The 14,198-nt window shown below is 32.6% G+C and carries 12 protein-coding genes; 2 read left to right on the forward strand and 10 right to left on the reverse strand.

The window, feature by feature from the left end; all coding sequences use genetic code 11:
* The 4 genes from VIM70_RS08440 to VIM70_RS08455 all read right to left on the reverse strand — a co-directional run bounded on the left by VIM70_RS08440 (position 1) and on the right by VIM70_RS08455 (position 3,892).
* On the reverse strand, positions 1-414 hold the full coding sequence (locus tag VIM70_RS08440) for a cupin domain-containing protein (protein WP_331945308.1): 414 nt from the start codon (positions 412-414) through the stop codon (positions 1-3).
* A gap of 95 nt (positions 415-509) precedes the next feature.
* Entirely contained in the window at positions 510-1,271 is a 762-nt protein-coding gene (locus VIM70_RS08445; RefSeq protein ID WP_331945309.1) for a carboxymuconolactone decarboxylase family protein, read from the reverse strand.
* Positions 1,272-1,395: 124 nt separating this feature from the next.
* Positions 1,396-2,487: an aldo/keto reductase gene (locus tag VIM70_RS08450; protein ID WP_331945310.1), complete on the reverse strand. Its 1,092-nt coding sequence runs from the start codon at positions 2,485-2,487 to the stop codon at positions 1,396-1,398.
* A gap of 49 nt (positions 2,488-2,536) precedes the next feature.
* Positions 2,537-3,892, reverse strand: coding sequence for an MATE family efflux transporter (locus VIM70_RS08455; protein ID WP_331945311.1), 1,356 nt, complete (start codon positions 3,890-3,892; stop codon positions 2,537-2,539).
* 192 nt (positions 3,893-4,084) lie between these two features.
* Between VIM70_RS08455 and VIM70_RS08460 the strand changes: the two genes are divergently transcribed.
* Entirely contained in the window at positions 4,085-5,197 is a 1,113-nt protein-coding gene (locus tag VIM70_RS08460; RefSeq protein ID WP_331945312.1) for a hypothetical protein, read from the forward strand.
* 127 nt (positions 5,198-5,324) lie between these two features.
* On the opposite strand, the gene VIM70_RS08465 is transcribed toward VIM70_RS08460, so the two are convergent.
* The 3 genes from VIM70_RS08465 to VIM70_RS08475 all read right to left on the reverse strand — a co-directional run bounded on the left by VIM70_RS08465 (position 5,325) and on the right by VIM70_RS08475 (position 8,737).
* Entirely contained in the window at positions 5,325-6,269 is a 945-nt protein-coding gene (locus VIM70_RS08465; RefSeq protein ID WP_331945319.1) for a 3-hydroxyacyl-CoA dehydrogenase family protein, read from the reverse strand.
* Positions 6,270-6,296: 27 nt separating this feature from the next.
* On the reverse strand, positions 6,297-7,625 hold the full coding sequence (locus VIM70_RS08470; RefSeq protein ID WP_331945313.1) for a short-chain fatty acid transporter: 1,329 nt from the start codon (positions 7,623-7,625) through the stop codon (positions 6,297-6,299).
* Positions 7,626-7,888: 263 nt separating this feature from the next.
* On the reverse strand, positions 7,889-8,737 hold the full coding sequence (locus VIM70_RS08475) for a 3-keto-5-aminohexanoate cleavage protein (RefSeq protein ID WP_331945314.1): 849 nt from the start codon (positions 8,735-8,737) through the stop codon (positions 7,889-7,891).
* 343 nt (positions 8,738-9,080) lie between these two features.
* On the opposite strand from VIM70_RS08475, the gene VIM70_RS08480 reads away from it, so the two are divergent.
* The gene (locus VIM70_RS08480; RefSeq protein WP_331945315.1) at positions 9,081-10,112 is read left to right on the forward strand and encodes a 2-dehydropantoate 2-reductase; all 1,032 of its coding nucleotides are present in this window, start codon (positions 9,081-9,083) and stop codon (positions 10,110-10,112) included.
* 83 nt (positions 10,113-10,195) lie between these two features.
* Here VIM70_RS08480 and VIM70_RS08485 read toward each other — a convergent pair whose 3' ends face one another.
* The 3 genes from VIM70_RS08485 to VIM70_RS08495 all read right to left on the reverse strand — a co-directional run bounded on the left by VIM70_RS08485 (position 10,196) and on the right by VIM70_RS08495 (position 13,781).
* Positions 10,196-11,107: a sigma-54 interaction domain-containing protein gene (locus tag VIM70_RS08485; RefSeq protein WP_331945320.1), complete on the reverse strand. Its 912-nt coding sequence runs from the start codon at positions 11,105-11,107 to the stop codon at positions 10,196-10,198.
* Positions 11,101-11,583 carry a hypothetical protein gene (locus tag VIM70_RS08490; RefSeq protein ID WP_331945316.1) on the reverse strand — a complete coding sequence of 161 codons (483 nt, stop codon included), beginning with the start codon at positions 11,581-11,583 and terminating at the stop codon, positions 11,101-11,103. The genes VIM70_RS08485 and VIM70_RS08490 overlap by 7 nt, the downstream gene beginning before the upstream one ends.
* A gap of 107 nt (positions 11,584-11,690) precedes the next feature.
* Positions 11,691-13,781: a hypothetical protein gene (locus tag VIM70_RS08495; RefSeq protein ID WP_331945317.1), complete on the reverse strand. Its 2,091-nt coding sequence runs from the start codon at positions 13,779-13,781 to the stop codon at positions 11,691-11,693.
* Positions 13,782-14,198 lie beyond the last annotated feature (417 nt).

Here is a 14,198-nt window from a genome sequence, read left to right on the forward strand (position 1 = left end):
TTATTTTAGCTTACCATAAACTTCATCTGTAACGGCTTCTAACCATTCATTAGAAGCATCTTTTGCAGGTACTTCCACTGCCAAGTGTGAAAAAGTACTGTCTTTTGCTGCTCCATGCCAATGTTTTACTTCAGGTGGAATGTTAACAACATCACCTGGATGTAATTCCTGTACCTCTTTTTCCCATTCCTGATACCATCCTCTTCCCTCTGTTACGAGAAGAATCTGACCACCTTTATGATGAATATGCCAATTATTACGGCATGCAGGTTCAAATGTTACATTTCCAATTGGTACACCAGTAGTCGTAAGCATATTTAAATATGCTTGTCCAATAAAATATTTGGAAAACATCTCTGGAAGCGGCTCCCCTTTTGGAAAAATTGTATTATTTAATTTCTTTTCGTTTGTCATATTATATAGCCTCCTTTGGCAATAAAATTTACAATAGAATCATTGTACTACCTAGAGTTAACTTCAAGTCAAGTAATAGTTTCAGTTTTTCGCTTTTACTTATCCATCTGAGTAGCTGCATCATTTACACAACGAAGTGCATTGAGACTTCTTGGATAACCTAAGAAGGGTAGGCACTGAGAAATAATCTTAATTAAAAACTGCTTATCATTGCCTATCTTCATATTGGCTACCGCATGGCTTGTAAGTTGTGACTCACAACCACCCTGGGCAGATAAGAAGCAGAAAGTAATCATTTCGCGTTGTTTGTAATCAAGACCGCTACGTGTATAATAATCGCCAAAGCAATTATCAGCTAACCAATGATTGATGTGTCGTGATTCTTCCGGTCCTGACTTGTAGAATTCTTTCATTCCAGCTCCAAAGATATCAACCTGTGCCTGGATTCCTTTTTCTAAACGATTTTCAGTTGTAGTACTTACCTGTCCTTCAAGCGGTAACTTAATACCCCTTGCTGTTAGTACATCATTGATACCATGAAGGAATGGAAATACCCTTCCGATTCCAAGGTAAGCTACGGCCTGATATACAATTTCTTTCACTTCTACCGGTGTTACTTCAAAATTAAGTGCGGCAGGCACCATTGCTTTGAACTCATCTATCCCTTGACAGCCAATCAAAGTCGCAATAATTGCCATCATTCTAGTACGATCGTCTAAATCATCCTGATTTACAACTTCATCGAATGTAAAGTTATCAAATTGCTCAATAAATTCTGGGTCTGTTTCTAATAACTTTGATACATAGCCTGGAAACATCCTCTCATGATACTCTTTTGAAAAATCTGTAATTGCCATTTAAAATCGCTCCTTTATTTTCATTTTTTCTAAGTGTTTTTTCCCATTTCATATGCTTCCTGCATTACAAGAAGACCAAGAATTTATATAATTTAACGTTCCTATCACTTGAAGTGCACTCAAACTATTGAAAAAACTCCACAGCTTCCTTCATCTTTTTTCTTACTTCCACATTAAACGGACAATTCTTTTCGCAGGCACCACATTCTATACAATCTGATGCATGGTGTTTCAACTTTTCATAATGATCTCTTGCCAATTCATCTCCTACCTTTGCCAAATCAAGATATTTATTGACTAAGCCAATATTAATTTCTTGTGGACATGGCTGACAATGATTGCAATAAATACAACTCCCTTGTATATCCTGTCGTTGCATATTACCTATAAATGAATAGTCCTTTTCATTATGCGCTAAATCATAATACTTAAGAACATTTTTTAAATCTTGTAGGTTACGCACTCCTGGCAAACAGGATAAAACAGCTGGACGGTCAAGTGCATATTGTATACATTGATATATTGACATTTTTCTTCCAAGTGGCGAAGTATGATCATTCAGTAATTGCCCTCCACCATAAGGTTTCATAACTGTAATTCCAACACCAAGCTTAGAACATTCCTGATAAAGTTTCATTCTTGTATCTGATAACGTTAATTTTTCACCAGATGGTTCAAAATCATAGGCAGCGTTAAGACTTAGCATAAATATATCAATCTTACCTGTTTCTAAAAATTTCAAACATACTTTCGGAGAGTGAGAAGAAACTGCCAAGTGACGAATTATGCCATTCTGTTTCCATTTTAAAACATAATCCAAAATACCACCATGTATAATATTTTCTAAATCCTCCATTTCATCCACACAATGAATCATACCTATATCTGCATAATCAGTGTGATAGCTTTTTAATTCCTGTTCAAACCCTTTCTGCAACTGATTTAGATCTCTTGTACGTACATACTGTCCACGGGGATAATAAGCACCAAGGTGAATCTGCATTACCATCTTATCTCTATGTCCTTCTAGTGCAGCCGCAATAGCAGGCTGGACACTAGAATCATACATTACTGTATCCATAAAATTGATTCCCTGTTCCATTCCATACTCTATTATTTTACGCACCTGCTGTGGAGACGCTTCGCTTAAACCTCCCGCACCTATTCCTATTGTACTTACTTTTCCTCCACCATGAGGTAATTCTCTATATTCCATTTAAATTATTCCTTTCTGAAGTCAATGCTTCATTCATTTTTTCATTTTATTAAATTGCATGAAATGTAGTCCATTTCCCACTTATATACCTGCATACATAAATAATTGCCTTTACTATCCAATCAATAAACATAGCCACCCATGTACCGAACATTCCCATATTAAAATAAATACTTAGCAGATAAGATAGTGCAATACGGCAGAAAAACATGGACAAAATTGCAATCATCATCGGAAATTTGGCATCTCCAGATGCGCGAAATGTCACCGGCAAAGTGTAAGCAAGCGGCCAAATTACAACCATAAATCCTGCATGCCACCAAATATTTTGAGTGGCCAAGGTCGTTGCAGCCTCAGATAATCCATAAATTTTCATTATGAAAGGCAGTAATGCAAGTACCAATACACAGCTCACAACATGAGCCACATACACAACATGCATAATCTTTTTGTTATAATATTTAGCCTGTTCATAATCCCCGGCACCGACACATCTTGATATAACCACAGTTAATCCAAGACCAATTGCCATACCTGGCAGCACTTGAAACATTACAATAGTACCTGACACCGCATTTGCTGCAATTGCTGCCGTACCAAAAGTAGCAACAAGACTAAGTACAATAATTCTTCCCAGATAAAACAAACCATTTTCCAATCCAAATGGAACACCAATACTTAAGATTTTTTTAATCATTGGCCAATTAAATTTATGTTTTAAACTTTTCTTTATATATAATGGATTCCTTTTGTTTAAAGCTAAAGTGATAATAATAACTGCAGCCGCAATACGTGTTATCAATGTTGGTATAGCAACACCCGCAGTTCCAAAATTGAAGCCGTAAATAAGTATTGCATTTCCTATTGCGTGTACTATATTCATAACTAGCATCACCTTCATGGGCAGTTTTGAATTACCCATAGTACGGAAAATTGCAGCTCCTACATTATATAGTGCAAGAAACGGAATGGATATTGCTGTAATCATCAGGTATGTATTTGCATCCCCACGTACTTCTTCCGTTATCTGACCAAACAGACCGTTTAAAATAAGCGGTTTCATCAAATAAATAATGACCATGATTATGATGGAAAAGATACCGACAAACCATACCAATTGGTCCACTGCTTCTCTTGATTCTTTCATCTGTTTCTTGCCTATATACTGTCCTGCAATTACTGCACCACCGGTAGCTAGAGCTGCGAACAAACTAATTAACAGTGCCATGACGAAATCCACTAAAGACACACCCGACACAGCTGTTTCTCCCACGTGCGCTACCATGATTGAGTCTGCTAGTCCCACCAGATATTCTAAAAATTGCTCTATGATAAGTGGCAGAAATAATTTAAATAAATTCTTATTTGTAAATAACTTTTTTCCCTGTAAAGATGTCTGATTCAATTTTAGTCCTCCTATTTATATGATCTTGTCCATATCTAATACTCTATCACTTAGAGTTCACTCCAAGTCAAGGCTTTTTAAAAAATTTTTACGGTTGACACAAATCTCTATCTACCTTATAATTTAATGAAAATGAATAATATAACCAAACAAATGTAAAAAATAGTAAAAAACGAGGAAGCGAAAATTATCTTGATAAATATTATTAAAACAGCAATTATAACTATACTAATATCATTTGCATCTGGGTTAATGTTAGATTATTATAAAAATTTAGGACCTAGAATATTATGTAATCTACGAAATGGTAAATCTGTAAAAATAAACGGTAAAGAAAGTTATGCATACATTATTACTGTTAAGAACCCATCAAATAAAACAATTCATGAGTTAACTATAAATATAAGCTCACAAACTAGCTTAACGAGTACTGGTGCCACAATAACAAAAGGTTTAAAATTTGATTCTTCAATAAAGGATAACATTCTGGAGGTATATATCCCTTTTATAAGTAAGGGCGATGAGTTTTCAGTTACAATATATATAGAAACTCAATCTGCAGTGCATAATAAGCCTGTTATTGTAATTAGATCACCTGAAAATTTTAAGGAGATAGACTCTGTAGAACAAAAGGGAAAGGGAATGTTATCATTATTTTTTAATATACCTAAAAATATAAACCAGATAATCCTGAAGGTAATGAAGCCAGAACAAAAAACAGTTACTACTAAAAAAAATTTTACAACGGTTACGAGCATGGCAGGTGCTAAACAAACAATAAATAAAGAAAATAGAGAAGACCTCTCTGGAAATAAGAAACTTAGTAAGAATAGAAAGGCAATGATAATTATTGTATCAATTATTCTAGTTATGATTGCTGGAGTTTCCGGAAAATTCTACGCCAAAGGGAAGTCTTCTAATGCATCAACTTCCACTATAAAAACTATCGTTCCTAAACAGTCCACCGATAAAACAGGATCAGCGAGAGGAACAACTGAAAGTCCAAGTACAACAGGATCTGCAGGCGAAACAACCAAAACTCCAAATACAACAAGAACTCCAAGTACAACTGAAACTCCGAGTACAACTGGAACTCCAAGTACAACTGGAACTCCAAGTACAACTGGAACTCCAAGTACAACAGGAACTCCAAGTACAACAGGAACTCCAAGTACAACTGGAACTCCAAGTACAACTGAAACTCCAAGTACAACCGGAACTCCAAGTACAACTGGAACTCCAAGTACAACTGGAACTCCGAGTACAACTGGAACTCCTAGTACAACCGGAACTGCAGGTAACTAACTTATCAATATATTATTATGTAATATATTTTCATAATAAAGATGGAAATCCTTTTTATTTAAATGCATAATCTCAACAAAAATAGCACTAAAAAGGCTCTAGCACAATCTGCTAGAGCCCTAATTTATTATTTATTTTTTTGCTCATCTCTTTCTAAGAGATATAAAAGTACTTCTGTACGTTCCTTCTGTTTATTTTCCAAAAATTCTGGTGTCCAATTATAGAAACCTTTTCCGCTTTTACTTCCTAGATCTCCTGCGCAAACTTTATCCATTAACAACTTAGAAGGTTCTGTATAATTACATAAATCTTTAAATAGGTATGAAGATATGTGGTTAAATATATCTAATCCTCCTAGATCTGCACTGCATAATGGTCCAGTAACAGGTAATCTCCTTCCATGTGCATACTCCATTGCCTTATCTACTTCTTCAGGTTTTGCCCAACCTTTTTCAACTATATATAAAGCTTCGCGAAGAAGTGCAAGCTGAAGACGATTTCCTATAAACCCTAAACATTCCTTTTCCATACGAACAGCTTTTTTACCTATAAACTTTACCCATTCCAAAGTTGTTATTATAGTATCTTGTGATGTTTTTTCCCCAGGCACCACTTCTACTAAAGGAATTAACTGTGGAGGATTCCAAAAATGAGCTACAATAACTCTTTCTTTGTGTGTTGTATTTTTAGCCAAATCTGTTGGGCTAAGTCCGGATGTATTTGACACTAAGATTACTTCTGGTGAACAAATTTCATCTAACCGTTGAAAAATTTTTTGTTTAAGATCCAAATCTTCAGCTAGGGATTCTACTATAAAATCAGCATTTTTTGCTGCTTCTTCAATGGTTTTAACTCCCTTTATTTTGCTTAATATTTCTTCATAACTTTTATCTTCTAATTTTCCTTCACTCTTTAAAAGATTTAATGCATTTTTTATATTATTAAATCCTCTATCTAAACTTGCATCAGATCTACTATACATAACTACATTCAATCCTGCTTTTGCAGAAAGAAGCGCTATACCATGTCCCATAGTCCCAGTACCTAATACTGCTACATTTCTTATATTCATCATTTGTATCCTTTCAATATTATTTATTTATTGGAAAATCATAATTCCTGCGATTGCAACTATATTCCCAATTACGAATAACAACACGGAAAAACCAATCAAATCACTTAATTTTAATTTTGCTATTGCAAGGAGTGGCAGAGCCCACATTGGACATATAATATTCCAAATACTTTCTCCCCATGCAACTCCCATTGCAACTTTCCATGCTGGTACACCTAGAGCTAAAGCTGGAGGAATCATGAATGGTACTTGTATAGCCCAGTGACCGCCTGCTGAGGGAACAAACATGGTGATAATAAGTGAAGAGAAGTAACAATATAATTCAAATGTTCCTGGTGTTGCAACGCTAATTAACCAATGTGAAATTAAAGTGACAAGACCACTGCCTGTCATAATTCCCATTATTCCTGCATAGAGAGGAAACTGAAGAATAACTCCGCCAGCTGCGGTGCAACCTTTAGTAAAGGCTTCACTGTACTTAATTAATGATCCATGTAGTGCTAGTCCGAGTACAAGAAATGTTAAATTGATTATATTGATATTTAAGCTAAATCCATTAGTATAAAAATAGTATATTAGATAAGCTAAGCCTGAACCCCACAATGTAAAGTTTAATATTTTACTTCTATCTAACTTATCGCCTAATGATAAATCTTCTGTATTTTCTGGAACTTCTTCTATTTCATCCTCTTCAAAAAGCGTAGGGTCTGCAAAAACTTCTTCTCCCTTTTTCGGCATCATAAGCAAGCAGAAAAATGGAATAACAATAACTAACGTAATTAATATAAATAAATTTTGTGCTCCAAAAATAGTTTGTGTGAACGGAACTAATCCAATTAACTTCTCGGCAAAGTGCCCCGGTGTATTTATTAATAGAGGAACTGATGCCGACAATCCACCGTGTACAATAATTATACCAGAAAAAGCTGCCGTTACAAGTAAACGAAAATCTGTATCTTTGTGAACTTTAGATGCTTCTCTTGCAAGCAGTCCACCTGCTATTAATCCAAGTCCCCAGTTTACAAAATATAAACCCATTGATATAAAACTAACAAACAAAATTGTTTGCTTTGGAGTTTTGGGTATTCTAACCAATCTTTTTAAACCTTTGATTACAGCATTAGATGTTGCTAATGCATATCCACTAACTATTAAAAAAGCCATTTGCATTGAAAATGAAAGTAATTTCCAAAAACCATCACCCCAATATTGAACAATATTTATTGGAGTTGCATGAGTGAAAATCATAGCCATAGCAGCCACAAATAAAGTGATGCCCCATGCTATAGTAAATGGATTTGGTAAATACTTTGACATAAATTTAAGAAAAAAATTAAGCATTTTTTTTATCATAATTAGTTCCATCCTCTCTAACTGGATTTGTATTTATAATTTCTAAGCTGAACATAATATATTTATCTATCATTTATCGCCATCTCCAGATCATTGAAAAGTGTGTTGTTATTTAAAACTTTTGAAATCGTTTTCTAATTAAACAATTTTTTTCTACTATCGACCTCATCCTAATGGCGTATCAGGCTGAGGCCAATTAAGTAAATTTTTATTACATCCCCTGTCCACTTTACATGATGGCAGTTCAAAATTATAATTGTTGATTAAAATACTTTTCTAGTAAGACCGTAAATCTGCCTTGCTTCATCAGGAGTCGCTGCCTCAAGACCAGCTTCTTCAAGCAATCTTTTTGCACGGTCAACAAACTGAGCATTTGAATGCGCTGGTACTCCTTTTTGATATGTTACATTATCCTCCATACCGACACGAAGATGTCCACCCATCGCGATTGTCGCCATCATTATTGGCATATGGCCTCTTCCTATTCCACAACCTGACCATGTAGAACCTTCTGGAATCAAGCTTTTAAGAAATACAAGATTCTCAACGGTATTTGTCATACCTCCTGCGGCGCCAAGAACAAATTGAAAATGAAGAGGCGCTTTTAAAATCCCTTTCTTTAAATAATATAAAGCTTCATAAACCATTCCTGAGTGAAAAATTTCAATTTCTGGTTTAATATTTGATTCTTGAAGTGCTAAACCTAGCTTTTCCAAAAACCTTGGATGATTTTCAAAAATTATTCTGTGCTGCCAGTTTAATGTTCCACAATCATAAGAAGCAAGTTCCGGCAAAAGCTGTTGAAGCGGATAGATTCTCTCCTCATCTCCAAAGCCAACACTTCCTGAACTAGTAATATTAATGCAGATATCACAATCTTTTTTTGCTCTAATTAAATCAATTGTTTCCTTATACTTAGCAAAGTCTGTAGATGCTGACCCATCATCGTTACGAACATGGATATGGGCGATGGCAGCACCAGCCTTCCATGAATCATAAACATCATCAGCAATTTCCTTTGGGGTAATTGAAAGGTTTGGATTATCCTTTCTAGTTGGCCATGAACCTGTAATAGCTACTGAAATTACTCTTTTGTTACTTAAATCACTCATTTATCGTTCCTCCATTATATTTTTTTGTTAACACATATTATATCAATAGCAATGTTTATGCCATATTTTAGATCTTTTAAAATATTAATTGAAAATATTAATAAACTATCTAAATATCTAAATATCTATGAACTAAATATATATATATATCAATTATCAAATAAAAAGCAATTAATTACTGTGGAGATTTTGAACATATTCTGTAGAGTAAATGATTAAAGCCTCCACGGTATCATATCTTGTCATATAATTAATCATTAATATTCCATATTATTCATAATTGGCATGACAATTGCTTAATAAAGTATATGAAAAGTTATAAAAATTATTGGAGGAGATATTAATGAGAGTAGCAATTTATGGTTGCGGATCTATGGGAACAATATTAGGAGCTTTTTTAACTAAAAATGGTCAACAAGTTGAATTGATTGATAGTTATAATGATCATGTGAAAGCTTTAAATGAAAAGGGTGCACATATAATCGGATGTGCTAATATCACAGTTCCAGTAAAAGCAATTACACCCGATCAAATGGAAGGGAAATATGATATTGTATTTTTGTTTATAAAACAAACAGCAAATGCTGAAGTAGTTCCACGCCTTAAGAAATACCTTAATGATGATAGTGTAGTCTGCACATTGCAAAATGGTGTTCCAGAATACATCGTATCAGAATATTTAGGAGGAAATAGAACTGTAGGCGGCACTGTACTTTGGGGAGCAACATTCATATCTCCTGGCGTTTCTGAAGTGACACAAGATGTTACTTCAGGAGATACTTTATTTGAAATAGGTGAAATCGACGGCAAGATTAGTGATAGAATTATTAAGGTAGCTGGAGTTCTTGAACATATGGGACCCGTCCACATCGTTGAAAATCTAATGGGAGCACGTTGGTCTAAATTGATTTTCAACAGCTGTATGAGTGGAATGTCAGCTGTCACAGGCTCCTTATTCGGTGATGTGCTTAATAATTCAAAGGCTAGCGCTTGTTTAAGCTTTATGGCAAAAGAAATTGTTGATATTAGTGAAGTAGCTGGAATTAAATTTGTGCCTACTATGGATATGGATATGAGAGATTTCGGAAAAGTTGATACCTATGGCGATTTCGCACTATCCCAAAAATGTTTCAGAAAATTTTATGATGATAAAATGACCGCAAAGGCAAGCATGCTTCAAGATTTAGAAAAGGGCAAAAAAACAGAAGTTGACATGATTAATGGGTTTGTTGTTAAGCAAGGCATACAATATGGAATTCCTACTCCATTCAATGATGTTGCCGTTAAAGTTATTAAGGGAATAGAGAATAACGAACTTCCATTGAGTATGGAGAATCTTAGTTTTTTTGATATACCTAAAGAATATCTAAAATAGATTATAATATATTTTGATGTTAGAATAAATATGATAAGGGACAAATGCTTAAAATTAAGCATTTGTCCCTTAAATATTGGATCTTAAATATCAATACCATATTTTTTAAGTTTATTATATAAACTGCTACGATCTATATTCAATAATTTAGCTGCAGAAGATTTATTGCCTTTTGTGTTAATAAGAGTTTTAATAATTTTTTCCTTTTCTACCTCAGCTGTAATATCATTGAGTGAAACATCATTATACGATGTGTTATCATTTATTATATTTTTTTTATAAATGCGTGCTAAAAGAAAATCTAAATTTTCTAATTTTAACGAACCAAATCCTGCCATTATGCAGGCACGTTCAAGAACATGATATAACTCCCTAACGTTTCCGGTCCAAATATACTCATTGAAAAGTGCAAAAACATCTTTTTTAATATCTGTAATATCTAAACCCAAAGAATAATTTATTTTATTAATGAAATACTCACAAAGTGGTGGAATATCTTCCAAACGATCCCTTAGTGGAGGTATATTTATTTCCACAACATTAATTCTATAGAACAAATCTTTTCTGAATAATCCTTTTTCTACTTGTTCCACAATATTTTGGTTAGTAACACAAATCACACGAACATCCAGTTTTATAGTTTTTAATCCACCTACACGCTCTAGCTCGCCTTCTTGTAGTACTCTTAACAATTTTGATTGCAGCACTAAAGGCATTTCTCCAATTTCATCGAGAAGGAGTGTCCCTCCATTAGCAAGTTCGAACTTACCCATTTTCCCACCCTTTATGGCCCCTGAAAAAGATCCTGATTCATACCCAAAAAGTTCTGATTCTAATAGGTCTTTCGGGATTGCGGCACAATTGATTTTCACAAAATTCTTATCTCGTCTATTGCTAAGCTCATGAATTGCATTTGCAAAAACTTCTTTACCTGTACCTGTCTCTCCGGTGATTAAAAATGTTAAATTTGAGTTAGCAAATTTCTGAACTATAATTTTATTCCCATGATTGACTTAGAATTACCAATTACATTATTAATGTAATCTTGTTGTTTGGAGGATGATAATTCATGAATTTTCTTTTTGTATCCTAAATTCTCCTTTTGTAAATCTTTAATTTGTTTTTCCAATATCGAAACGTCATTTAAATTGTAAAAAGATGCAATACTAATTACACCGTAAAGCTTTTCATTTTCTATAATAGGAATTCTGTTGCAGACAACTGTTAGCCCATTCTTTAGAGTAAATAAGTGTCCGATTTCCTCTTTTCTTGATTTAAGAACACGAGGAATTTCTGAATCAACTATTATTTCTTGAATAGGTTTGTCATAAAAGTGTTCTTCATCGATATTTAGTAATTTTTGATAATTTTTGCTTAAAAACTTTACTCTTCCTTTATCATCAGTTATTATGGCGTAATACATGCTCTGAAAACTATACCTTAGTAGCTTGTCATAATTAGAATTATCCATATTTCAGCACTCCTTTGTATTCTTTTACATTTCTTATTCCTGGATACAAACTCTGCTCGAACTCTAGCAGTTTTGCTAGAGCCCTTTAATGCTTATCATTATTATAATTATCGTATTACTTTATATATTATCACATCTCTATTTTCAAAAACACTCTTAATATTTTTATATGTTAGTTTCATATTGGGCTCTATAAACTTGGAAAATACTAGAAAATTGATATTAGCATTTTCAATTTCTTTATAAGCGGTTTCATTATTTGAAAATATATTATCATTTATTTTTATTTTATCTTCAATTATTTTTTTATCACTATTTGAACTATAGGCATAGATATTACCCCAACCTTCTAAGTAAAAGTTTCTTTCAGAGAATGTGGAATAGTAGAAGTACTGAGCATTTCTCATGTTCTTATTTTTAGATAAATAATGTCTGTTTGTAGCAATGATATCAGTTTCTTTGCTGTTATTTTTAAGCCAAATCATTGCTTCATAATCGTATTTTGTCATGCTATCGTACTGTGGCGCTCCATCAAAATTTGATTTATATAATACTGCTCTAAGAGTATTATCACCTCTTTCAAATTGGTAAAAACTCATATAAAAAGTTGTTATCATTGAAACAGTAATAGTAATAATTACAAATACTTTAAAGACTGCCTTTGACTTTAGAAAATTATTACTTAACCAATCTATAGCACATAACTCAATAAAAGGTATGGCTGTCATAATAAAATATATTTCTGAATGTCCAATTTGCTTTAACATATAAGTTGCTAGAATTCCACATATTGCAATGCCGCCAATAATCAATTCTTCTAAGTTTACCAAAGTAATTTTCTTTACCCTTTTGTAGAACCATAATAAAAACGGAATGGAGGCAAATGGTAAAAATAAAATAAAATGAACTGGTATACTAAATACATTTAATAATTTATTTAGTATTACAATACTTGTGAGCTTATCTATATAACTCTTAATAATTGTATCACTAACTAAATACCCTAATTGAATTTGAGATGTATTTGCCCCTACATTTAATAACCAGAAATACATTATTACAAAGATTACAAGTATTTCAACCATAATTGCCACTACATTAACTTGAAAACTTCGTTTAATACTATAAATTATACATGCAACAATTACAACCAAAAGTAACGTTGCACCTAACGGGCCTTTGCTTCCAGTAGTTGCCATAATAAACAGCCCTATTCCAACAATGTGTGAGATTTTTATACTTTTGCACCTAATAGATTCTATTATTAAACTAACGCATAAAAATAGAAATGGAATAGCTAACTCAAACCCAAAGGGGTCATCTGTTAAGTGAACAAAATTCACATTTATAAATGCTCCATAGCCATTTTTAAATGCATAACCCATACTGGCACAATTAGTAAAGAAATAAATCCATGTAAATATCAATCCCTTTTTAGAATCTTTAAAAAAGGTTTTGCCTAGAATATAACTGGAGAAAACCAGAAATAACAATTTACCAATATAAAAAAATTTATAAAATAATTCTACTATATTTATTTTTGTTACATAACTCATAACAGCTAAATGAACTGATATAAAATAGTGGTATTTCAGGATGATGCCTGAAACATGGCTATCTATTGGAGGATATGTTTTTACCAAGGCTTCTGCATTACTGATTGTCCAAATTAAATCTGGATGAAACCTTGAGCTGCCCATTGGCATTGGATTACTAAGTGTAAGACCAAAAAAAGTTATTAATAACAACATTGAAAAGATAGCAATTAACTGAAATAAAACATTTGCTTCATCATCCTCACCATGTTTTTTATCTATTTTTTTATAATCTCTAAAAAGTAAACCAATTTCTAAAAAAGATAGTACTGGTCCGGCATATAATAATAATTGCTTTGAATTCAATAGATAGAAGAAAATGTAGCTAAGTATTGTAAATATAATACCAAATCCATAGGATAGGGTAAACTTATAAATCCCTCCTTTATTAAACTTTAATATTCTATAAGTTAACATACCTGGCAGCATAATAAAAAACACTTGAAATAATATATACATAGTTATGTTATATATTGAAGTATTGTATAACCTTAAACCTATTACTACAACTAGAAAAGTAATTATTGAAAAAAGTATACAAATAATTTTAAACTCTTTTTTAAAAAATAAATTATAGATATTTTTAAAAGTTATTTCTTTCATTCCTGGCACCTCTCTACGAGTATTCATACTCGTAATATATTCACCAACTAAACCAATAAAGAAAAGTTGTATGGATCCAAACAAAGCCTTATATTATGCGATTAAAACCCTATATTATACTTTTTTTATAATAGCATATTGAACTAAATAATTCAATTATTATTATGAAAGTGAGTTCTATTTTAATAATAATGCCTAATAAAAAAATATGATAACTATTAAATATTAATTTAATAGTTATCATAATCATTGTTTTACTTTAATTTAATATGGTTTGTAAGCGATGGAACACATACCGTTCCCCCAAAAAACAGCCCCACATTAGCCTGTGAAGCTGTTTCCTTTAATAAAATCCTTCTTTTGCAATTTTCTTTATGTAGTTATACTGTTTTTTAATGAGTTTCTTAAATTCGGTGT

The sequence above is a fragment of the Clostridium sp. genome (genome assembly GCF_036569345.1).
Taxonomy (GTDB): Bacteria; Bacillota; Clostridia; order Clostridiales; family Clostridiaceae; genus Clostridium_AD.

What these genes read in the sequence shown, in the direction of transcription:
- VIM70_RS08440 (WP_331945308.1), bottom strand. Translation starts at nt 414, where the DNA reads ATGACAAACGAAAAGAAATTAAATAATACAATTTTTCCAAAAGGGGAG.
- VIM70_RS08445 (WP_331945309.1), bottom strand. Translation starts at nt 1,271, where the DNA reads ATGGCAATTACAGATTTTTCAAAAGAGTATCATGAGAGGATGTTTCCA.
- VIM70_RS08450 (WP_331945310.1), bottom strand. Translation starts at nt 2,487, where the DNA reads ATGGAATATAGAGAATTACCTCATGGTGGAGGAAAAGTAAGTACAATA.
- VIM70_RS08465 (WP_331945319.1), bottom strand. Translation starts at nt 6,269, where the DNA reads ATGAATATAAGAAATGTAGCAGTATTAGGTACTGGGACTATGGGACAT.
- VIM70_RS08470 (WP_331945313.1), bottom strand. Translation starts at nt 7,625, where the DNA reads ATGATAAAAAAAATGCTTAATTTTTTTCTTAAATTTATGTCAAAGTAT.
- VIM70_RS08475 (WP_331945314.1), bottom strand. Translation starts at nt 8,737, where the DNA reads ATGAGTGATTTAAGTAACAAAAGAGTAATTTCAGTAGCTATTACAGGT.
- VIM70_RS08480 (WP_331945315.1), top strand. Translation starts at nt 9,081, where the DNA reads ATGAGAGTAGCAATTTATGGTTGCGGATCTATGGGAACAATATTAGGA.
- VIM70_RS08490 (WP_331945316.1), bottom strand. Translation starts at nt 11,583, where the DNA reads ATGGATAATTCTAATTATGACAAGCTACTAAGGTATAGTTTTCAGAGC.
- VIM70_RS08495 (WP_331945317.1), bottom strand. Translation starts at nt 13,781, where the DNA reads ATGAAAGAAATAACTTTTAAAAATATCTATAATTTATTTTTTAAAAAA.